The 20,085-nt window shown below is 70.1% G+C and carries 18 protein-coding genes; 11 read left to right on the plus strand and 7 right to left on the minus strand.

From position 1 onward, the window contains the following. The first annotated feature begins 7 nt into the window (after nt 1-7). From J2Y58_RS06540 to J2Y58_RS06565, 6 genes are all read left to right on the plus strand, one after another. Complete coding sequence (locus tag J2Y58_RS06540) at nt 8-1,072, plus strand: DUF481 domain-containing protein (protein WP_310100425.1); 1,065 nt, start codon at nt 8-10, stop codon at nt 1,070-1,072. A 25-nt stretch (nt 1,073-1,097) separates the two neighbouring features. Further along, nucleotides 1,098-2,300 carry a hydrolase gene (locus J2Y58_RS06545; protein ID WP_310100428.1) on the plus strand — a complete coding sequence of 401 codons (1,203 nt, stop codon included), beginning with the start codon at nt 1,098-1,100 and terminating at the stop codon, nt 2,298-2,300. Beyond that, nucleotides 2,297-3,313, plus strand: coding sequence for an arginine N-succinyltransferase (locus tag J2Y58_RS06550; RefSeq protein ID WP_310100433.1), 1,017 nt, complete (start codon nt 2,297-2,299; stop codon nt 3,311-3,313). The genes J2Y58_RS06545 and J2Y58_RS06550 overlap by 4 nt, the downstream gene beginning before the upstream one ends. Continuing rightward, nucleotides 3,310-4,563: an N-succinylarginine dihydrolase gene (locus tag J2Y58_RS06555; RefSeq protein WP_310100436.1), complete on the plus strand. Its 1,254-nt coding sequence runs from the start codon at nt 3,310-3,312 to the stop codon at nt 4,561-4,563. Before J2Y58_RS06550 ends, J2Y58_RS06555 begins: the two co-directional genes overlap by 4 nt. Beyond that, nucleotides 4,560-4,799, plus strand: coding sequence for a hypothetical protein (locus tag J2Y58_RS06560; protein WP_310100438.1), 240 nt, complete (start codon nt 4,560-4,562; stop codon nt 4,797-4,799). Before J2Y58_RS06555 ends, J2Y58_RS06560 begins: the two co-directional genes overlap by 4 nt. Before the next feature lie 62 nt (nt 4,800-4,861). Next, a complete protein-coding gene (locus tag J2Y58_RS06565) occupies nt 4,862-7,009 on the plus strand; it encodes a TonB-dependent receptor domain-containing protein (protein WP_310100441.1) in 2,148 nt (715 codons plus the stop codon). A gap of 52 nt (nt 7,010-7,061) precedes the next feature. Here the strand turns inward: J2Y58_RS06565 and J2Y58_RS06570 are convergent, their stop codons facing one another. The 4 genes from J2Y58_RS06570 to J2Y58_RS06585 form a co-directional block, all read right to left on the minus strand. Next, on the minus strand, nt 7,062-7,577 hold the full coding sequence (locus J2Y58_RS06570) for a GNAT family N-acetyltransferase (protein ID WP_310100444.1): 516 nt from the start codon (nt 7,575-7,577) through the stop codon (nt 7,062-7,064). Between the two features lies 1 nt (nt 7,578). Further along, nucleotides 7,579-8,001 (minus strand): nucleoside-diphosphate kinase, encoded by a 423-nt coding sequence (gene ndk / locus J2Y58_RS06575; RefSeq protein WP_310100447.1) that lies wholly within the window; start codon nt 7,999-8,001, stop codon nt 7,579-7,581. A gap of 82 nt (nt 8,002-8,083) precedes the next feature. Further along, nucleotides 8,084-8,524: a DNA polymerase III subunit chi gene (locus J2Y58_RS06580; RefSeq protein ID WP_310100449.1), complete on the minus strand. Its 441-nt coding sequence runs from the start codon at nt 8,522-8,524 to the stop codon at nt 8,084-8,086. A gap of 10 nt (nt 8,525-8,534) precedes the next feature. Beyond that, a complete protein-coding gene (locus tag J2Y58_RS06585; protein WP_310100453.1) occupies nt 8,535-9,977 on the minus strand; it encodes a leucyl aminopeptidase in 1,443 nt (480 codons plus the stop codon). Nucleotides 9,978-10,130: 153 nt separating this feature from the next. Here J2Y58_RS06585 and J2Y58_RS06590 point away from each other — a divergent pair, with 153 nt between their 5' ends. The 4 genes from J2Y58_RS06590 to rsmA all read left to right on the plus strand — a co-directional run bounded on the left by J2Y58_RS06590 (nt 10,131) and on the right by rsmA (nt 15,633). Beyond that, nucleotides 10,131-12,371, plus strand: coding sequence for an LPS assembly protein LptD (locus J2Y58_RS06590; protein WP_310100455.1), 2,241 nt, complete (start codon nt 10,131-10,133; stop codon nt 12,369-12,371). 76 nt (nt 12,372-12,447) lie between these two features. Further along, nucleotides 12,448-13,803 (plus strand): peptidylprolyl isomerase, encoded by a 1,356-nt coding sequence (locus tag J2Y58_RS06595; RefSeq protein WP_310100457.1) that lies wholly within the window; start codon nt 12,448-12,450, stop codon nt 13,801-13,803. 10 nt (nt 13,804-13,813) lie between these two features. After that, nucleotides 13,814-14,815 carry a 4-hydroxythreonine-4-phosphate dehydrogenase PdxA gene (gene pdxA / locus J2Y58_RS06600; RefSeq protein WP_310100459.1) on the plus strand — a complete coding sequence of 334 codons (1,002 nt, stop codon included), beginning with the start codon at nt 13,814-13,816 and terminating at the stop codon, nt 14,813-14,815. Beyond that, nucleotides 14,812-15,633 carry a 16S rRNA (adenine(1518)-N(6)/adenine(1519)-N(6))-dimethyltransferase RsmA gene (gene rsmA / locus J2Y58_RS06605; RefSeq protein WP_310100461.1) on the plus strand — a complete coding sequence of 274 codons (822 nt, stop codon included), beginning with the start codon at nt 14,812-14,814 and terminating at the stop codon, nt 15,631-15,633. Before pdxA ends, rsmA begins: the two co-directional genes overlap by 4 nt. 7 nt (nt 15,634-15,640) lie before the next feature. Here rsmA and J2Y58_RS06610 read toward each other — a convergent pair whose 3' ends face one another. The 3 genes from J2Y58_RS06610 to guaB all read right to left on the minus strand — a co-directional run bounded on the left by J2Y58_RS06610 (nt 15,641) and on the right by guaB (nt 19,236). After that, entirely contained in the window at nt 15,641-16,165 is a 525-nt protein-coding gene (locus tag J2Y58_RS06610) for a tetratricopeptide repeat protein (RefSeq protein WP_310100463.1), read from the minus strand. A 33-nt stretch (nt 16,166-16,198) separates the two neighbouring features. Then, entirely contained in the window at nt 16,199-17,350 is a 1,152-nt protein-coding gene (locus J2Y58_RS06615; protein ID WP_310100465.1) for an RsmB/NOP family class I SAM-dependent RNA methyltransferase, read from the minus strand. 428 nt (nt 17,351-17,778) lie between these two features. Then, nucleotides 17,779-19,236 (minus strand): IMP dehydrogenase, encoded by a 1,458-nt coding sequence (gene guaB / locus J2Y58_RS06620; protein ID WP_310100466.1) that lies wholly within the window; start codon nt 19,234-19,236, stop codon nt 17,779-17,781. Nucleotides 19,237-19,378: 142 nt separating this feature from the next. Here guaB and J2Y58_RS06625 point away from each other — a divergent pair, with 142 nt between their 5' ends. Then, the gene (locus tag J2Y58_RS06625) at nt 19,379-20,071 is read left to right on the plus strand and encodes a PEPxxWA-CTERM sorting domain-containing protein (protein WP_310100467.1); all 693 of its coding nucleotides are present in this window, start codon (nt 19,379-19,381) and stop codon (nt 20,069-20,071) included. The last annotated feature ends 14 nt before the right edge of the window (nt 20,072-20,085 follow it).

Consider the following 20,085-nt stretch of genomic DNA (forward strand, 5'->3'; position numbering starts at 1 on the left):
CACCCGCATGTTGTCGGTACTGATCGGGACGATGTGGCTGGCCGCGCTGCCCGGCGTAGCGCCGGAGCCGGCGGTCGAGCGGCGGCGAACCACGACCGTACGGCGCGCACGGCGACGCAGCACGCTGACCCGTCCCGAGCCGGAGGTCGAGCCGGTCACGATCACCGCGCCGCCGCCCGAGGTGCCGCCGCCGGTGCTGAACGAGGTGGGGGTGATGCTGGACCGGATTCGTGGTCCGGAGATCCCGCCCGAGATCCGCGCGATGCTCGACGCCGCGATGCAGGCGGGCGACGAGAGCGGGGTCGATACGCTGGTCCGCTATGCCAAGAACGGCGATCCCGGGTCGCGCGACCTGGTGCTGCGTCGTGCGACCGAGTGGAAGGAGGCGCGCGCGCGGGCGCGGAACGAACGGGTGCAGCAGGCCAGCGCCTTCGAGCTGTGGAGCGGGCGCGTCGAGGCGGGCGGGTTCATCTCGACCGGCAACTCCGACGTCACCGGGCTGACCGGGGTCGCCGACCTGACGCGCGAGGGGCTGCGCTGGCGCCACCGCGTGATGGCGCAGGCCGATTTCCAGCGCACCGCCGGGGTAACCAGCCGCGAGCGCTACGTCCTCGGCTACCAGCCGAACTACAAGATCAACGACCGCGGCTATATCTACGGCAACGGCCAGTATGAGTCGGATCGCTTCCTCGGCTATTTCAGCCGCTATTCCGCGTCGGTCGGCGCCGGGTACAGCGTGTTCCGACGCAACGGCCTGACGCTGGACGTCGAGGTCGGGCCCGCGTTCCGGCAGACCGACTTCACCGACCGTTCCATGCAGGGCAGCCTGGCGGCGCGCGGCAGCGTCGAGCTGAACTGGACGTTGTTCAGCGGGCTGGTGGTGACGCAGAATGCGTCCGGATACTGGGAGCGGTACAACAGCACGGTGCGCAGCGTGTCGGGCATCGAGGCCAAGCTGCTGGGGCCGCTGTCGGCGCGGCTGTCCTATACGCTGCAATATGAAAGCGAGCCGCCCGCGGGGCGCGTGACCACCGACACCACCAGCCGTGCCTCGCTGGTCTATACGTTCTGACCGACCCACGTTAGACGTTTGCGGCATGGAGAGACTGACGGGAACCGAGCGTGCCGCGATCGAGCGGCTCGACGCCGGCGCGATGCTGGCGCGGGTGGAGCGATGGGCTGCGATCAACAGCGGGACCCGCAATCTGGACGGGTGCGCCGCGATGGCGGCGGCGCTGTCGGACGCATTCGGGGTGCTGCCGGGGACGTTGCGGCTGGTCGATCCGGCGCCGGCGCAGGCGGTGGGCGCGGACGGCACGGTGAGCGAGCTGGCGCACGGGCGGCACCTGCACCTGAGCGTACGGCCCGAGGCGCGGGTGCGGCTGTTGCTGACCGGGCATATGGACACGGTCTATCCCGCGGATCATCCGTTCCAGCGGCTGGCGTGGCGCGACGCGGGCGTGCTGAACGGGCCGGGCGTGGCGGACATGAAGGGCGGGCTGGCGCTGCTGCTGGAGGCGCTGCGCGCGGTGGAGGCGGTCGGCGCCGATATCGGCTATGACGTGATCATCAACGCCGACGAGGAGATCGGATCGCTGTCGTCGGCGGGGCTGCTGGCGCAAGCGGCACGCGGCAAGGCGGCGGCGCTGACCTACGAGCCCGCGTTGCCCGACGGGACGCTGGCGGGGGCGCGCGGCGGGACCGGCAATTTCGCGATCACGGTGCGCGGGCGCGCGGCACATGCCGGGCGCAACCCCGGGGACGGGCGCAACGCGATCGTCGCGGCGGGGGCGCTGGCGGTGCGGCTGCACGGCGAGCGGTCGCCGCGGCTCGCGGTCAATCCGGCGCGGATCGACGGGGGCGGGCCGAACAACGTCGTGCCCGATCTCGCGGTGCTGCGCGTCAACTTCCGTCCTGCCGATGCGGCCGAGATCGCACGAGCGCAGGCGGCGATCGATGCGGCGGTGGCGGAGGTCGCCGCGGCGCACGACGTGACGATCGCGGTGCACGGCGGCTTCAACCGTCCGCCCAAGCCGGTCGACGCGGGCGCGGCGCGGTTGTTCGAGCTGGTTCGCTCGGCGGGCGCCGATCTGGGTCAGCCGATCGCGTGGCGCGACACCGGGGGCGTTTGCGACGGCAACAACATCGCGGCATGTGGCGTCCCGGTGGTCGACACGATGGGCGCGCGCGGCGGGGCGATCCACTCCGCGGACGAATTCCTGATCGTCGACAGCCTGACCGAGCGCGCCGCCTTGTCGGTGGTGACGATGCTGCGGCTGGCCGAAGGAGCGCTGGCATGACGTTCGTGATCCGCGCCGCCGACGCGCACGATCTGGCGCATCTCTACGAAATGGCGAAGCTGACGGGCGGCGGGTTCACGAACCTGCCGCCCGACCGCAAGGCGCTGACCGCCAAGCTGGAGCGCAGCGCGCAGGCCTTCGGGCATGACGACACGACGCTGGCCGACGAGTTGTTCGTGCTTATGCTGGAGAACGACGTCACGGGCGACGTGCGCGGCACCTGCCAGCTGTTCACGCATGTCGGGCAGAAACACCCGTTCTACAGCTATCGCCTGGGCACGCTGACGCAGCATAGCCGCGAGCTGGGGCGGACGTTCCGGGCCGAGATGCTGTCGCTGACCACCGACCTGGAGGGGGCGAGCGAGGTCGGCGGGTTGTTCCTGCATCCGGGCGAGCGGGCCGGCGGGCTGGGGCTGCTGCTGGCGCGCAGCCGGTACCTGTTCATCCGCGCGCACCGCCCGCGCTTCGCCGACCGCACGCTGGCCGAGCTGCGCGGGGTGATCGACGAGGCGGGCGGGTCGCCGTTCTGGGACGGACTGGCGGGGCGGTTCTTCGGCATGGGGTTCCAGGAAGCGGACGAGTTCAATGCGGTCAACGGCCACCAGTTCATCGCCGACCTGATGCCCAAGCACCCGATCTATACCGCGATGCTGTCCGAACACGCGCGCGCGTCGATCGGACTGCCGCACCCGTCGGGACGTGCGGCGATGCGGATGCTGGAAAACGAAGGGTTTGCGTTCGAGAATTACGTCGACATCTTCGATGGCGGGCCGACGATGACGGTCAGGACCGACCAGATCCGCACCGTCCGCGACGCGCGCGACGCCACGGTGGTGGCGGTGCGCGACGGCGGGCTTGAGGAAGCGCTGGTCGCGACGGGGCGGCTGGGCGCGTTCCGCTGCGCCTATGCCCGGATCGGGACGGTTGACGACGGCGTGACGCTGGACCCGGCGAGCGCGGCGGCATTACGCGTCGGCGAAGGCGACCGGGTCAGCTGGATCGGACGGATATGATACGCGAGATCAACTTCGACGGGATCGTCGGGCCGAGCCACAATTATGCAGGCCTCAGCCCCGGCAACCTCGCCGCCACCGCCAATGCCGGCCATGTCGCGCACCCGCGTGCGGCGGCGTTGCAGGGGATCGCGAAGATGCGCGCCAACCTTGCGCTGGGGCTGGTGCAGGGCGTGTTCGTGCCGCCGCCACGCCCCGACCGCGACTGGCTGGCGCGACTGGCCATCGACTATGACGCGGCGCCGACGCATCTCAAGGCGCAGGCGCTGTCGGCCTCGGCGATGTGGGCTGCGAACGCCGCGACCGTGTCCCCCGCCCCCGACACGGCGGACGGGCGGTGCCACCTGACCGTCGCCAATCTGGTGACGATGCCGCATCGCAGTCACGAGTGGGAAGCGACGTTGGCGCAGCTCCGCCTCGCCTTCGCCGACGAGCGGCATTTCGCGGTGCGTGCGCCGGTGCCGGCGCCGTTCGGTGACGAAGGCGCGGCGAACCACATGCGGTTGTGCGCCACGCACGATGCGCCTGGCGTCGAGGTCTTCGTCTACGGCGTGTCGGGCGGGCCCTACCCTGCGCGCCAGCATGTCGAGGCGAGCCGGGCGGTGGCACGCGCGCACGGGCTGGACCCGGCGCGGACGCTGTTCGCCCAGCAATCGGTCGCGGCGATCGCGGCGGGCGCGTTCCACAACGATGTCGTCGCGGTCGCCAACGAGCGCGTGCTGCTGACCCACGAACAGGCGTTCGAGGATCGCGACGGCTTCTACGCCGACCTGCGACGGCTGCTGCCCGAGGTCGAGATCGTCGAGGTGCCCGCCGCGGCGACGAGCCTTGCCGATGCGATCGGATCGTATCTGTTCAACGCGCAGCTGGTGACGCCGCCGGACGGTGAGGCGACGTTGATCGTGCCGGGCGAGGCGCGCGCCAATCCGCGCGTGTGGGCGTGGATCGAGGCGCATCTGGCCGGCAACGGACCGATCCGGCGCGTGCGCGTGGTCGACGTGCGCGAGTCGATGGCGAACGGCGGCGGCCCGGCGTGCCTGCGGCTGCGCGTCGCCTGCGATCCCGCGGCCGTCGACCCGCGCTTCCTGGTCGACGATGCCAAGCTCGACCGGATCGCGGCGGTGATCGAGACCCATTGGCCCGAGGAGATCGCACCGGATGCGATCGGCGACCCAGGGCTGCTGGAGCGGATCGCCGCGGCGCGTGCGGCGTTGCTGTCCGCGCTCGTTATGGAGGAGTTGCAGGCATGACGGCGCGGCTGACGCGATGGTGGCGCGGGTTCGCGCGGCTGTTCGTCGTCAAGACCAAGTTCGAGGCGTTCATGCTGATCTACGCGATCGCCACCGGCGCGGTCGAGCGCGGCATGACCTATCTGCACCGCTTCCCGGGCACGGCCGGCTGGATCATGTTCGGGGCGTGCACGATCGTTGTCTTCATGGCCGGGGGCAAGATCCTCGACGGCGTGGAGCGCGACGCGCTGAATTGAGTAGTGCCACTCTTGATATGTTGTAACATTGCGGTATGCGGCGACCAACAACGGAGTCGTCCATGAAAGCCTTTCTCCTCGCCGCCGCCGCGCTCGCTCCGTTCTCGCTGCCCGCCGCGGCCCAGACCCCGGCCTCGACCCCTGCCACCGGCGATACGTCGCGCCAGCGCGATCCGCACCGTTCCGACGAGGTGATCGTCACCGCGCCGATCCAGACCAGCGAAACCGACGTGCTGCAGGGCACGTCGGTGCTGACCGGGGCGAACCTGACCCGCGAGCTGCGCCCGACGATCGGCGAGACGCTGGCGCGGCTGCCGGGCGTGTCGGCGACCTCGTTCGGCCCGAACGCCTCGCGGCCGATCCTCCGCGGCTTCCAGGGCGATCGTATCCGCGTGCTGACCGACGGGATCGGCTCGATCGACGTGTCGAACACCTCGGTGGACCATGCCGTCGTGATCGATCCGCTGCTCGCCGAGCGCGTCGAGGTGCTGCGCGGGCCCGCGGCGCTGCTCTACGGCTCGTCGGCGGTGGGCGGCGTCGTCAACGTCGTCGACCGGCGCATCCCGCGTGCGCTGCCCGAAAACGGCTATCGCGTCGATGCGATCGGTACCTATGGCAGCGCGGCGAACGAACGATCGGTCGGCGGCGCGGCGGATGTGACCGCGGTCGGCCCGCTCGTCCTGCACGTCGACGGATCGTATCTGAAGTCCGACGACCTGCGCACCGGCGGGTTCATCCTGTCGCGCGCCGCGCGCCGTGCGTCGCTGGCGCTGGCCGGGGTTCCGCAGGACGGCGACGAGGCGATCGACTTCGCGGGCAACGCCGCGCTGAAGGGCAAGCTGCCCAACAGCGGGGCGGAGACGTGGACGGCGGGCGCGGGCGCGTCGATCATCAACGACGGCGGGATGCTGGGCGTGTCCTACGGCCATTACGACAGCCTGTACGGCGTGCCGGTGCGCTATGCGACGGCGGTGGGGCAGGAGCAGGAGGCACCGCGGCTCGACGTGGTGCAGAACCGCTACGACCTGCGCGCCGAAGTGACCCCGCACGGATCGGTGATCGACGCGATCCGCGTCCGCGCGGCGCACGCCAATTATCGCCACTTCGAGCTGGAGGAGGACGGCGAGGTCGGCACCGCCTTCTACAACAATGGCCTGGAGGCGCGACTGGAGGTCGTGCAGGCGCGGCGCGGTGCATGGCAGGGTGCGAGCGGCGTGCAATATCTCAGCCGCAACTTCGACGTGGTCGGCGACGAGGCGTTCCTGCCGCGCAACCAGACGCAGCAAACCGGGCTGTTCACGCTCCAGCAATATGAGGACGGGCGCTTCAAGGCCGAGGGCGGCGTGCGCTACGAGCAGACGACGCTGACCGCGGATGCCGGTATCCGCGAGGGCACCGAGCGCTTCACCGCGCAGGAGCGCCGCTTCGGCACGTGGTCGGGGTCGCTGGGGGCGGCCTATACGCTGGCGGACGGGGTGCGGGTCGGACTGAACGGTTCGCGTACCGCGCGCGCGCCATCGGCGGAGGAGTTGTTCGCCAACGGGCCGCATGCCGGCACGCAGGCCTATGAACTGGGCAACCCGAACTTCCGCGCCGAGACGTCGTGGGGACTGGAGGCGACGCTGCACGCGCACAACCAGATCTTCAGCCTGGATGCCTCGGCCTATTACAACTGGTTCGACAATTACATCTACGAGACGCAGGTCGACGACGCACCGTGCGTCGCGGCGGCGCAGGGCGAGATCGAGCTGCCATGCTTCCGCTACGATCAGGCGAAGGCACGCTATTACGGGTTCGAACTCGACGGGTCGGCGCGGCTGGCGACGGTCGGGACGCATACGATCACCGCCGACCTGCTGGGCGATTACGTTCATGCGCAGGTCGTCGATCGCGGGCCGGTGCCGCGCATCCCGCCGCTACGGCTGCTCGGCGGGCTGGAGGCACGCAGCGACACCAGCGCGGCGCGCGTCGAGGTGGAACATGCCTTCGTGCAGGACCGCACCGCGGCGTTCGAGACGCGCACGCCGGGCTATACGATGGTCAACGCCTCGCTGTCGCTGCACCCGTGGGGCGGAAGCGACCGGCGCAGCATCCTGCTGGCGGCGAACAACATCTTCGACGTCGAGGCGCGGCGTGCGACGAGCGTGCTGAAGGACTTCGCGCCGCTGGCCGGGCGCGACATCCGGGTGACGTTCCGGATGGGGATCTGAGCCGCTTCTCGAGCGGTCGCATCATGTAGCCGTTCGGTTGATGGTCGAGCGGTTACAAGCTGCGCGCGTAGATCAAATCGTCGTGCCACGTCGCGCCGACGAGGAAGCGGCGCGTGCCGGCGACGGTGAAGCCCTGTTTCTCGTAGAAGCGCTGCGCGCGGCGGTTGCCGCCGTAGACGCCGAGCAGGAGGCGGCGGTGGCCGGCCTCCTGCGCATCGGCGATCGCCTGCGCCATCAGCGCGGGGCCAAGCCCGGTACCGTGGGTGGGGAACAGCGCGTAGATGCGCTTCAGCTCGATGTCGCCCGGTTTGGGCGCGACGGGCAGGTCAGGTGCGGTGAGCAGCGTGTAGCCGAGCGGCGCGGCGCCCGCTTCCGCCTCGGCAAGGTTCGCGATCGCCCCCTGCCCCATATAGCGGGCGAAGGCGTCCGGGCTGCTGTTGCGGGTGACGTGCGCGACGATGTCGGCACCGTCGAGGATGCCCGCGAACGCCTCCAGGAAGGTGGCGCCTGCTACCAGCGACAGCGCCGCGATATCCGCGGGCGTCGCACGGCGCAGGCGCCAGTCCATATCAGCCGACGATCTCTTCCGGCTTGAAGAAATAGGCGATCTCGATCTCGGCATTCTCGTCCGAGTCCGAGCCGTGCACGGTGTTCGCCTCGATCGACTCGGCCAGTTCCTTGCGGATCGTGCCGGGTGCGGCGTTCTCGGGGTTGGTGGTGCCCATGATGTCGCGGTTGCGCTGCATGGCGTTCTCGCCTTCCAGCACCTGCACGACGACCGGGCCCGAGGTCATGAAGGTGACCAGATCGTTGAAGAACGGACGCTCCTTGTGGACCGCGTAGAAGCCCTCGGCCTGCTCCTTGCTCATCTGGATGCGCTTGGATGCGACGACGCGCAGGCCGGCATCCTCCAGCATCTTGGTGACCGCGCCGGTCAGGTTGCGGCGCGTGGCGTCGGGCTTGATGATCGAAAAGGTACGGTTCGCGGCCATGACGGTCACGGGCTCCTGAAAAAAGAAACGGATGGAAGTGGCGTCGCCCTAGGCGGAGGGCGGCCAGTATGCAAGCGAGCGCTCAGGCCGCCTGTTCCCAGCGGCCGGCGTCGTTCTGCTTCCAGTAGCGGCGCTCGACGCCGTCGCGCGCCGCCAGCGCCTTCCATGCCGCGCGGGCGGCGCGGATATGCTCCTCGTCGAAGAAGTGGAAGGCGCGGTCGAAATCGAGCGCGGCGTCGCGCCATTCGCCATCGACCAGCGCGATATGGCGGGCGCGATTGGCGGGGTCGATGTCGGGGGCGATCAGGATCGGCTGGCGATCATCGGCGGCGCTGCCGCGTTGCGCGTGCGGCAGGAAGCTGTCGGGCGCGTAGCTCCACAGCAGCCGGTCCAGCGCGGTGCGGCGATCGGCGTCGGCGGCGACGATCAGCAGCCGCGCCCCCGACGCCACCACCTTCGCCGCGATCTGCGGCAGCGCGCGCTCCAGCGGCATCCGGGTCAGGTGGTAGAAATCGACCTGCACCGGCCCCGCCTCACCCCTCGCACACGTCCGCGACGAAGCGGTCGAGCACGCGAACGCCATAGCCGGTCGCGCCCTTGCCCCAGGTCGCGCCGTCCTTGTCGGCCCAGACCATGCCGGCGATGTCGAGGTGCGCCCAGGCGACGCCGTCGTCGACGAAGCGCTGGAGGAACTGCGCCGCGGTGATCGAGCCGGCGCCGCGCGGGCCGACGTTCTTCATGTCGGCGATCGGCGAATCGATCAGCTTGTCGTAACCGTCCGCCAGCGGGAAGCGCCAGAGCTTGTCCCCGGTCTCGCGACCCGCCGCCAGCAGTTGCTCGGCCAGCGCGTCGTCGTTCGAGAACAGGCCGCCATATTCGTTACCCAGGGCGACGATCATCGCGCCCGTCAGCGTGGCGAGGTCGACGATCCGCACCGGCTTGTGCGTGTTCTGCACCCAGGTGATGCAGTCGCACAGCACCAGCCGCCCCTCGGCGTCGGTGTTGATGACCTCGATCGTCTGGCCGGACATGCTGGTCACCACGTCGCCGGGCCGCTGCGCGTTGCCGTCGGGCATGTTCTCGACCAGGCCCATGACGCCGATGACGTTGGCCTTCGCCTTGCGCGTGGCCAGCGAGAGCATCGCGCCGGCCACCGCCGCCGCGCCGCCCATGTCCCACTTCATGTCTTCCATGCCCGCCGCGGGCTTGATCGAGATGCCGCCGGTGTCGAAGGTCACGCCCTTGCCGACCAGGGCCGTCAGCGGTGCGTCCGCCCCCGCCCCGTTCCACTTGAGCGCGAGGACGCGCGCCTCGCGGCGCGATCCCTGCGACACTCCGAGGAGCGCGCCGGCGCCGAGCTCGGTCAGTTCCTGCTCGCCGAGCACGGTGACCTCGAGGCCGAGGCCGTCGACCGCCTGCAGCACGCGGTCGACGAAGCTTTCGGGGTAAAGGATGTTCGGCGGCAGCGTCGCGAGCAGGCGGGCGAGCGCGAGGCCCTGGCTGACCGCGTCGCGGCCCGCCCATTCCGCGTCGTCGCCGACGATCGTCACGCGCGCCAGCGTCGGCTTCTGCTTCTCGGGCAGCTTGGTGCGATATTCGTCGAAGCGCCACGCGCGCTGCGCCACGCCGGCGGCGAAGCGGGCGGTGGCGAGCGGCTCCACGCCCGACAGGTCGGCGACCGCCGCCGTCACGCCCGACGTCAGCAGCCGCGCGGCCAGCGCGCCGCCGGCGCGCTCGAACGCGGCATCGTCGCCCGCGCCGACGCCGAGCAGCAGCACGCGCTGCACCTTGTCGCCCTGCGGCACGAACACGTCGAGCACGCTGCCCGCCTCCCCCGCGAAGCGCTGCCCGGCGGCCGCACCGGCGAGCAGCGCGTCGGCGCCGTCGACCAGTCCGGTGAGCGCCGCGTCGTTGCGTACCGCCAGCGCGAGGACCGTGGCGTCCGCGGGACGATCGGCGGCGAAAGCGATCTGCATTCCTGTATCCTCTTGCCTCATGCCGCCTACCTAGGCACCGCTCCGCCAAATGGCAAAGCGTTGCAGGTACTGCGAAGCGATGCGATAGGCGCACGAACAGCGCCGTCGCCATTTCCGGTCGGGCGGCGCGAACGGGGCAGCGACAACGACGTGATGCGGTTCGATCTTCTCGCCGGTGGCGCACTGTGGCTGGCGCTGGCGCAACCGGTCGCGGCGCAGTCGTTGCAGGATCGTGGGCCGGTCCCGGTGGCGCCGCCGCCAGCGACCGCCGCGACGCCGGTGACCCAGAATGACCAGGTTCAGTTCAGCGCAGGTGCGCTCGAATACGATTATAACGCCGATGTGGTGACCGCCGACGGCGACGTGCGGATGACGCGCAGCGGCGAGCGGCTGCGCGCCGACAAGGTGGTGTGGAACCGCAAGACCGGGCGCGTCGTCGCGACCGGCAACGTCGCGGTCACGAATCCCGAAGGTGACGTCGCCTATGGCGACTCGATCGAGCTGACCGACACGCTGAAGGACGGCGTCGTCGACAATCTTCTGGTCGTGCTGAAACAGGGAGGTCGGCTGGCGGCGGCGCGCGGGGTGCGCGAGGGCGACGGGACGATGAACCTCGACCGCGCGGTTTATTCGCCGTGCGCCGTCACCGGATCGGACGGCTGCCCGCGCGAGCCGACGTGGAAGATCACGGCAGTCAAGGTGACGTATCGCCCCGACAAGGAGCGCGTCTATTACGAGGGCGCGCGCTTCCACCTGTTCGGCCTTTCCAGCCCGGCACTGCCGCGCTTCAGCCACAGCGTCGCGGCGAGCAACGACACCGGATTGCTGACGCCGTCGTTCGGGCTGACGCGACTGAACGGCGCGCAACTGGTGCTGCCGGTCAATTTCGCGCTGGGACCGAACAAGTCGCTGGTCGTCGCACCGCATATCTTCAGCTCCGAGATCCCGATGCTGGAGGCCCGGTACAGCGCGTTGAACGAGCTGGGCGCGTTCTCGCTGCGCGGCTTCGCGACCGGCAGCCGGCGGACCGAGAACCTGGCGATCGTCAACGATCCGGGCACCGAACGCGCGTTCCGCGGGTATCTCGACGGCGTCGGCCGCTTCCAGTTCGATCCCAACTGGAGCCTCTCGGGGTCGCTGCGACTGGTGACCGATCGCACCTTCCTGCGTCGCTACGACATTTCGAACGAGGATCGGTTGCGCACGACGCTGGCATTGGAGCGCGTCGACACGAACAGCTACCTCTCCATCGCCGGCTGGGCGGTGCAGACGCTGCGCGTCGGCGATCTGCAAGGCATGCAGCCGGTCGCCTTGCCCGAGGTCGATTACCGTCGCCGCGTGCCCGACGCGTTGTTGGGCGGGACGCTTCAGGTCCAGCTCAACTCGCTGGCGATCGGGCGCAAGTCGGGGCAGGACACGCAGCGCGCGTTCGGCAGCGCGCGCTGGGATTGGCGCGGCATCACCGTCCTGGGGCAGGAAGTGACGCTGACCGCGTTCGGGCGCGCCGATGCCTATGACACGCAGAACGTCGCGGCGACCTCGATCGTCAGCTATCGCGGGTTCGAGGGGTTTCAGACGCGGCTGATCGGCGCGCTGGCCGCCGACGTGCGCTGGCCGTTCGTCGGCGAGCTGTTCGGCGGGTTCCAGCGTTTCACTCCGCGCGTGCAGATCGTCGCGACGCCCAAGACGCGCAACATCCAGATCCCGAACGAGGACGCGCGCGCGGTCGACCTCGAAGATTCGAACCTGTTCGCGCTCAACCGCTTCTCCGGCTACGATCGCTGGGAAGACAGCAGCCGCGTGACCTATGGCGCGGAATGGGCGCTCGACCTCGACCGGATCGCGATTTCCGCCAACGTCGGGCAGAGCTACCGCCTGGCCGAGCGGCCGAGCATCCTGCCCGACGGGACCGGCCTGTCGGACCGCTTCTCCGACATCGTCGGGCGCACCAACATTCGCTTCGGCGAGTTCGTGACGCTGACGCACCGTTATCGCATCGACAAGGACAATTTCTCGGTGCGTCGCAACGAGATCGACGCGACGGTGGGTACGCGGCAAACCTATGCGACGATCGGCTACCTCCGGCTGAACCGCGACATCGACGTGCTGGAGGACCTTGAGGATCGTGAGGAAGTGCGCGCCGGCGGGCGCGTCGGCATCACCCGCTTCTGGTCGGTATGGGGATCGGCGATCGTCGACCTGACCGACCGGGCGGAGGATCCGCTGTCGACCTCCGACGGGTTCAATCCGATCAGGCACCGCGTCGGCGTCGCGTACGAGGACGATTGTCTCGATCTGGGGCTGACGTGGAAGCGCGATTACCGCAACATCGGTGACGCACGCAGCGGCAACAGCTATCTGTTGACGCTTTCCTTCAAGAACCTCGGTCGCTAAGCCGCGGTTCAGTTGTTTTCCGGCACAGGCGCCGTGGTGCCCGTGGGCGCTTCATCGGGATTTCGAGACGGACGTGATGACGAAAACGAAAGGCGCGGCGTTGACCCGCCGGTTGCTGGGCACGATCGTGGCGTTGGGCGTGACCGGCGTCGCGCTGGCGCAGGATGCCGCACCGCCGGCACGTGATCCCACCGGGCTGAACCTGCCGGCCGATCTCCAGATCTTCGGCAAGGTCGATCCGAACGTCCGCAAGGCGACCGCGATCGTCAACGAGGCGATCATCACCGGCACCGATGTCGACCAGCGCGTCAACTTCATCGCCGCCGCGAACGGTGCGAAGCTGAACGCCGAAGAGCGCGAGCGGCTGCAGCTTCAGGTGCTGCGCCAGCTGATCGACGAGACGTTGCAGATCCAGCAGGCCAAGGTCGCCGACATCACGGTGACCAAGGGCGAGATCGACCAGGCCTATGCCGGGGTCGCGCGCAACCTGCAAAAGACGCCCGCCACGCTGACCACCTGGCTGCGCGAGCAGGGATCGTCGGACCGCTCGCTGCGGCGGCAGATCGAGGGCGAGCTGGCGTGGAACCGCTATCTGCGCAAGCGCGTCGAGCCGTTCGTCAACGTCGGCGACGAGGAAGTGAAGGCGATCCTCGACCGTCTGGAGGCCGCGAAGGGCACCGAGGAATATCACCTCAACGAAATCTACCTCGCCGCGACGCCGGACCGGCAGCAGCAGGTGTTCGACAACACCAAGCAGCTGATCGCCGAGATCAGCAAGGGCCAGGCGCCGTTCAGCTATTTCGCGCGCAACTTCTCCGAGGCGTCGACGCGCGGCGTCGGCGGTGATCTCGGCTGGGTGCGAGCGGCACAGCTGCCCGCGCCGCTCGCCGAGGCGGCGCAGACGATGCAGGTCGGGCAGGTCGCGGGGCCGGTGGCGACGCCGGGCGGCTTCTCGATCCTGTATCTCGTCGACAAGCGGCAGGTGTTGATGGCCGATCCGCGCGACGCACGCCTCAGCCTGAAGCAGCTGACGATCAAGTTCCCCGCCGGCACCACGCAGGCGCAGGCGACCGCGCGCACCAGCGCCTTTGCCAGCGCGATCCAGAAGTTGCAGGGCTGCGGCTCGGTCGACAAGGTCGCGGCATCGCTGAACGCCGAGGTGGTCGACAATGACGCGATCCGCATTCGCGACCTGCCCCCGCCGTTGCAGGCGATCATGCTGAAGCTGCAGGTCGGCCAGGCGACTCCGCCGTTCGGCTCGCCGACCGAAGGCGTGCGGACGCTGGTGATGTGCGGGCGCGACGAGGCGCAGGGCGGACAGCTGCCGGGCGCGCAGCAGATCCAGAACCAGCTGGAGCAGCAGCGCGTCAACCTGCGCGCCCAGCAGGCGCTGCGCGACCTGCGTCGCGACGCGGTGATCGAATATCGCTGAGGACGAACGCATGACCGCGCCGATCGTCGTATCGATGGGTGATCCCGCCGGGATCGGGCCGGAGACGATCGCCAAGGCGTGGGACGCGCGGGTCGCACGCGCGCTGCCGCCGTTCGTGGCGATCGGCGACCGGCGCGCGATCGCCCGGGTCTGGGACGGGCCGGTCGCAGCGGTATCCGACCTGAGCGCGGTCGGCGACGTATTCCCCGACGCGCTGCCGGTGCTGACGGTCGAGGACGCGGGCGAGATCGTGCCCGGCGCGCCCGATGCGGACGGCGCGCGCTGTGCGGTGCGGGCGCTGGAAATGGCGACGGGGCTGGTGCGATCGGGCGCGGCGCGCGCGCTGGTGACCGGACCGGTGTCGAAGGCGCAGCTCTATCAGACCGGCTTCACCTATCCGGGACAGACCGAGTTCGTCGCCGAACGCTGCGGGATCGCGCGCGCCAATGCGGTGATGATGCTGGCCGGGCCCGGACTGCGGGTGGTGCCGATGACGACGCACGTGCCGCTGGCGGACGTACCGGCGCTGCTGACCGTCGAGCTGATCCTCGCCAAGGCACGGGTCACCGCGCGGGCGATGATGCGGAACTTCGGGATCGAGCGGCCGCGGCTCGCCTTTGCGGGCCTCAACCCGCATGCCGGCGAGGACGGGGCGCTCGGACGCGAGGAGATCGAGGTGATGCGCCCGGCGATCGCGCAGCTGCACGCCGAGGGGATCGACGTGCGCGGACCGCTGGCCGCGGATACGATGTTCCACGCGCGCGCGCGGGCCGAGTATGACGTCGCGCTCTGCCCGTATCACGACCAGGCGCTGGTGCCGCTGAAGACATTGTTCTTCGACGATGGCGTCAACATCACCCTGGGGCTGCCGATCGTGCGGACCTCGCCCGATCATGGCACGGCATTCGGGATCGCGGGCAAGGGGCTGGCGCACCCGGGGGCGACGATCGCGGCGATCCTGATGGCGGATCAGGCCGCGACTCACCGTACGCGTTGCTTGCCGGCCGCATGACCGCGCCCGAGCTGCCGCCGCTGCGCGACGTGATCGCGCGCCACGGCCTGTCCGCGTCGAAGGCGCTGGGGCAGAACTTCCTCTTCGACGCGCAGCTGCTCGGCCGGATCGCGCGCATCCCGGGCGACCTCGACGATGCCGAGGTTCTGGAGGTCGGGCCCGGCCCCGGCGGGCTGACGCGCGCGTTGCTGGCGCAGGGCGCACGGGTGACCGCGATCGAGCGCGACCGGCGCTGCATTCCCGCGCTTGCCGAGCTGGAGGCGGCGTATCCGGGCAAGCTGCGCGTGATCGAGGGCGATGCGACCGAGATCGATGCGCGTGCGCTGTTCGTAGGTGCGCCGCATATCGTGTCGAACCTGCCGTATAATGTCGGGACCGCGTTGCTGATCGGGTGGCTGTCCGCCGGGTGGATGCCGTGGTGGCGGTCGCTGACGCTGATGTTCCAGCGCGAGGTGGCGGAGCGGATCGTCGCGCCGGTCGGCGGCGATGCCTATGGGCGGCTGGCGGTGCTGTCGCAATGGCGATCGGCGGCGCGGATCGCGATGCCGGTGCACCGCTCCGCCTTCACCCCCCCGCCCAAGGTGATGTCGGCGGTGGTGCATATCACCCCGGCCGAGGCGCCGGAGGGTGTCGCGCTCGCGGCGCTGGAGCGGGTGACGGCAGCGGCGTTCGGACAGCGGCGCAAGATGCTGCGACAGAGCCTGCGCGGGGTGCCGGGCGCGCTGGAGGCGCTGCAGGCGGAGGGGATCGAGGCGACGCGGCGGGCGGAGACGGTGAGCGTCGCGGAGTTTGTCGCCGTCGCGCGCCGGCTCAGCTGAACCGCGCCTAGTCCTTCGACATCGGCGCAGCGCCGGTTGCGGCGGTGGTCGTGTTCGCGCCGACCTGTGCGGTGGTGACCGGCGGGCCCTTCGCGATCACCGATGCCAGCGTCGACGCCTGCGGGCACGCGCCCTTGCAGAGCGAGCGAACCCTGGCGAGGTTCTGGCGTGCGCGCTCGACCGCGCCCTTGGCGACCATCGCCTCCCCCTGTCCGGCGAGCGCGGTCACGTCGTTGGGTTCGAGCAACAGCGCCTCGCGATAGAGGCGGATCGCCTTGCCCGGCAGCCCGCGCGCCTCGGCCACCTCGGCGAGGACCACGAAAGCCTGGCGGTTGCGCGGATCGACGGTGACCGCGGTTTCGAGCAGGTCGGTGGCGCCGTCGAGATTGCCCGCCGCCTTCGCCGCCTTACCCTGTTGCAGCAGCGCCAGGCTGCGCGCGTCGATCTGGTCGTCGGGGCGCTGGCCGTGAAGCGCGGTGGAGACGGACACCAGCGCCAGCGAGGCGGCCACGGCGATGGCGGTGAAACGCATGAACGGCTCCAGCTTCGACACGATCCGGTCCGGTTAGCATGGCGCCCGCAGGCGTGCGACGAAAAAACCGTCCGTGCCGTCATGCGCGGGCGTGAGGCGGAGGCCGGGGCCGTGCGGACGGCCGAACGGCAAGGCGAGCGGCTCGGCCTGCCAGCCGGGGTGCGTGGCGAGGAACGCATCGACCTGTGCCGGCCCCTCGCCGTCGAGCAGCGAACAGACGATGTAGACGAGCGCACCGCCGGGCGTCACCGCCCCTGCGCCGACGCCGAGCACGTGGCGCTGGGTCGCGATCAGCCGGTCGAGCCGCGCAGGCGTGAGCCGCCAGCGTGCCTCGGGGTTGCGACGCCAGGTGCCGGTGCCCGAGCACGGCGCGTCGATCAGCACGACGTCGGCGCTGACGTCGGCGAGCGCGGCGACCTCCTGCTGCGGGTTGAGGAGGCGCGTCTCGACGATCGTCGCCCCGGCCTTTTCGGCGCGCGGGGCGAGACGCGACAGGCGCGCACGGTCGACGTCGCTGGCGATGATGCGCCCATGATTGCCCATCAGCGCGGCGAGCGCGAGGCTCTTGCCCCCTGCCCCGGCGCACAGGTCAAGGATCGTCATCCCCGCCGTCGCGTCCGCGGCGAGCGTCACCGCCTGGCTGCCGGCGTCCTGCACCTCGACCGCGCCGGCAAGCGCGGCGATGTCGGTGCCTTGCGGGAGGCGGCGCGCGAGCGGCAGGCCCGGGATCGCCGCGGCGCCGGGCAGGTCGAGCGCGGCATGATCGGGGTGGAGGCGCACGTCGAGCGGTGCGCGCTCGATCAGCGCCTGCTGCTCGGCGCGGTCGAGGCCCGAGGCCGTCAGGCGATCCTCCAGCCAGCGCGGGTGGAGCCCCTCCGCGGCGCGAGGTTCGTCGGCGATCGGTACGGGGCCGTGCGGCGAGCCGTCGAAGGTCGCCGCCAGCGCCGGATCCGTGGCGGCGAGCGCGAGCATCGCGGCACGGCCGTCGGTCGGGCGCTCGCCGAGGCGACGGATCGCGGCATAGACGAGCTCGCGAACCGCGCGGCGGTCCTTGGAGCCGGCGTAGCGGCGCTGCGCGAAATAGCGCGCGATCAGCGTATCGGCAGCGGCGCCGTTTTCCTGCGCGGCGGTGATGATCGCGTCGAGCAGGTCGATCGCGGCTTGGGTGCGGGCGGCGGGGGTCATCGTGGAGGGCTCAGTATCAATTCGGGGATGTGAGACGCCCCTTCGAGACGCGCCGCATCGACGTGGATCAGGACAGGCGTCGCCAAGCTCGGCCGCTCTTCAGGGCGAACGATGAAACGGTGACGCGCTCGCCCCTTTCCTGCCGTCACCCCGGCGGAGGCCGGGGTCCAGCGGCGAAGCGGTCGCTTCAGGCCAACAGCCTCCCCCAACTGGGCCCCGGCCTTCGCCGGGGTGACGGCTATGCGACAGAATCCGACACCGCGAATGTTGCGAATGTTGAGACGATCGCGCGTTGGAGGCGCGAATGTTGAGATCACACCGGCCTTATTTCGGGTGGTCGCTACAGCTGGTCGGTCGCGCGGGCACGTCATCGCCCCGCCCTGCCATAAACCGGCGGTGTAGGACAGGTGCGGGTCTTGGCGCGGGTCTCAGCGGGTCGGATAGTTGGGCGCTTCGCGGGTGATCGTCACGTCGTGGACGTGGCTTTCCTTGAGCCCGGCGCCGGTGATCTGGACGAACTGCGCGCGCGCCTGAAGGTCCTGGATCGTCGCCGAGCCGGTGTAGCCCATCGCCGCCTTGATCCCGCCGACCAGCTGGTGGATCACGTCGCGCGCGGGGCCCTTGTACGGCACCTGCCCTTCGATCCCCTCCGGCACCAGCTTGAGCTGGTCGCGGACCTCGCCCTGGAAATAGCGGTCGGCCGAGCCGCGGCCCATCGCGCCGACGCTTCCCATGCCACGATAGGATTTGTACGCACGCCCCTGATAAAGGAAGGTTTCTCCTGGTGCTTCCTCGGTACCGGCGAGCAGCGAGCCGACCATGCAGGTCGAGGCGCCCGCCGCCAGCGCCTTGGCGAGATCGCCCGACGTGCGCAGGCCGCCGTCCGCGATGACCGGCACGCCGGCCTTTGCCGCGGCCTCGGCGCAGTCCATGACCGCGGTCAGCTGCGGGACGCCGACACCGGCGACGACGCGGGTGGTGCAGATCGAACCCGGGCCGATCCCGACCTTGATCCCGTCCGCGCCCGCGTCGATCAGCGCGCGCGTCGCCTCGGCGGTGGCGACGTTCCCCGCGACGACCTGTACCGCGTTCGACAGCTTCTTCACGCGCTCGACCGCGCGCGCGACCTCGTTGTTGTGGCCGTGCGCGGTGTCGATCACGATCAGGTCGCATTCGGCGTCGACCAGCGCCTCGGTGCGACCGAAGCCCTTGTCGCCGACCGTGGTGGCGGCGGCGACGCGCAGGCGACCCGCGGCGTCCTTGGTCGCCTCCGGGTACATGACCGCCTTTTCGATGTCCTTGACGGTGATGAGCCCGACGCAGCGATAGGCGTCGTCGACGACCAGCAGCTTTTCAATGCGGCGCTGGTGCAGCAGGCGCCGCGCCTCTTCCTTGGCGACGCCGGTCGAGACGGTGACGAGATTGTCGCGCGTCATCAGCTCGGCGACCGGCTGGTTCGGGTTCTCGGCGAAGCGCACGTCGCGGTTGGTGAGGATGCCGACCAGCTTGCCGTCCGCCTCCACCACCGGGATGCCGCTGATGCGGTTGGCGGCCATCAGCGCCTGCGCCTGCGCCAGCGTCGCCTGCGGGGCGATGGTGATCGGGTTGACGACCATGCCGCTTTCGAAGCGCTTGACCTGCCGCACCGCCGCGACCTGTTCGTCGACGGTCAGGTTGCGGTGGAGCACACCCATGCCGCCGAGCTGCGCCATGACGATCGCCATGTCGGCCTCGGTCACCGTGTCCATCGCCGAGGAGAGGACGGGAATGTTGAGCGCGATGCCGCGCGTCACCTGCGTGCGGGTGTCGGCCTCGCCGGGCAGGACGCTCGACTCCGCGGGCACGAGCAGCACGTCGTCGAAGGTGAGGCCGAGACGAATGTTCATGGGAGGCGCCGAATCCTGTGGGGAGAGGAGGTGGCGCGCCATGTAACCGCGATGCGGGATTATCGCTAGGGGGGAGCGGCGGGACACGATTGCAGCCTCGAAACTCGCCCTTTACACGGGAGACGTTAACGGGGGAGTCATCATGAATGCAGTGTTCCGGGCGGCCAGCGTCGCCGCGTTGGTCGCGCCGGCTGCGGCGCAGGCCGCCATCGTTGATGTGACGATTTCCGGCAAGGTGACGGGACACCGGATGCCGAACGGAAGCCCGGGGTTTGAAAGCAACCCCGATGCGCTGAAAGCCTTTCTTGCCCATTATGCGCTCGGCTCGACGTACAAGCTGACCCTCTCCTACGACACCGCGGCCACGCCGACGTTCTCGTCGAAGACCTATGCCTGGTACAGCGCCGTGCCGATCGGCGGCACCTTCACGATGGACAACGCGTCGGCCTCGCTGCCGGTCGCCGGCATGTCGGTCGGCTATGACACGATGGCTGGCCGCGAGCGCTTCTCGATCTTCGGCAACGCGGCAGGGCCGTGGAAGGGACAGTTTTCGGGCTTCTCACCGATCGACTTCAGCTTCGATGCGACATCGGCAACGCCGATCGGACCGACGTTGCCGACCGACGTATCGCTGGCGGCGAACCCGGCCAATTACGCGCGCATCCGCTTCCGCCGCGACGATGTCGGTGAAACCGGCGTGCTGTTCAGCATCGACACGCTCACCACCGGGGGTGCCGCGGTCCCGGAGCCGGGAACCTGGGCGATGATGCTGGTCGGGTTCGGCGTCGCGGGCACGGCGTTGCGCCGCCGCGGTACGCGTCCGGCGGCGGCGTGACTGACAGGGGGCCG

This window comes from Sphingomonas sp. BE138, from assembly GCF_031456125.1.
Lineage (GTDB): Bacteria > Pseudomonadota > Alphaproteobacteria > Sphingomonadales > Sphingomonadaceae > Sphingomonas.

What these genes read in the sequence shown, in the direction of transcription:
- guaB (WP_310100466.1), bottom strand. Translation starts at nt 19,236, where the DNA reads ATGAACATTCGTCTCGGCCTCACCTTCGACGACGTGCTGCTCGTGCCC.
- J2Y58_RS06570 (WP_310100444.1), bottom strand. Translation starts at nt 7,577, where the DNA reads ATGGACTGGCGCCTGCGCCGTGCGACGCCCGCGGATATCGCGGCGCTG.
- ndk (WP_310100447.1), bottom strand. Translation starts at nt 8,001, where the DNA reads ATGGCCGCGAACCGTACCTTTTCGATCATCAAGCCCGACGCCACGCGC.
- J2Y58_RS06550 (WP_310100433.1), top strand. Translation starts at nt 2,297, where the DNA reads ATGACGTTCGTGATCCGCGCCGCCGACGCGCACGATCTGGCGCATCTC.
- J2Y58_RS06585 (WP_310100453.1), bottom strand. Translation starts at nt 9,977, where the DNA reads ATGCAGATCGCTTTCGCCGCCGATCGTCCCGCGGACGCCACGGTCCTC.
- J2Y58_RS06565 (WP_310100441.1), top strand. Translation starts at nt 4,862, where the DNA reads ATGAAAGCCTTTCTCCTCGCCGCCGCCGCGCTCGCTCCGTTCTCGCTG.
- J2Y58_RS06625 (WP_310100467.1), top strand. Translation starts at nt 19,379, where the DNA reads ATGAATGCAGTGTTCCGGGCGGCCAGCGTCGCCGCGTTGGTCGCGCCG.
- J2Y58_RS06560 (WP_310100438.1), top strand. Translation starts at nt 4,560, where the DNA reads ATGACGGCGCGGCTGACGCGATGGTGGCGCGGGTTCGCGCGGCTGTTC.
- J2Y58_RS06555 (WP_310100436.1), top strand. Translation starts at nt 3,310, where the DNA reads ATGATACGCGAGATCAACTTCGACGGGATCGTCGGGCCGAGCCACAAT.
- J2Y58_RS06610 (WP_310100463.1), bottom strand. Translation starts at nt 16,165, where the DNA reads ATGCGTTTCACCGCCATCGCCGTGGCCGCCTCGCTGGCGCTGGTGTCC.
- J2Y58_RS06540 (WP_310100425.1), top strand. Translation starts at nt 8, where the DNA reads ATGTTGTCGGTACTGATCGGGACGATGTGGCTGGCCGCGCTGCCCGGC.
- pdxA (WP_310100459.1), top strand. Translation starts at nt 13,814, where the DNA reads ATGACCGCGCCGATCGTCGTATCGATGGGTGATCCCGCCGGGATCGGG.
- J2Y58_RS06595 (WP_310100457.1), top strand. Translation starts at nt 12,448, where the DNA reads ATGACGAAAACGAAAGGCGCGGCGTTGACCCGCCGGTTGCTGGGCACG.
- rsmA (WP_310100461.1), top strand. Translation starts at nt 14,812, where the DNA reads ATGACCGCGCCCGAGCTGCCGCCGCTGCGCGACGTGATCGCGCGCCAC.
- J2Y58_RS06615 (WP_310100465.1), bottom strand. Translation starts at nt 17,350, where the DNA reads ATGACCCCCGCCGCCCGCACCCAAGCCGCGATCGACCTGCTCGACGCG.
- J2Y58_RS06545 (WP_310100428.1), top strand. Translation starts at nt 1,098, where the DNA reads ATGGAGAGACTGACGGGAACCGAGCGTGCCGCGATCGAGCGGCTCGAC.
- J2Y58_RS06590 (WP_310100455.1), top strand. Translation starts at nt 10,131, where the DNA reads ATGCGGTTCGATCTTCTCGCCGGTGGCGCACTGTGGCTGGCGCTGGCG.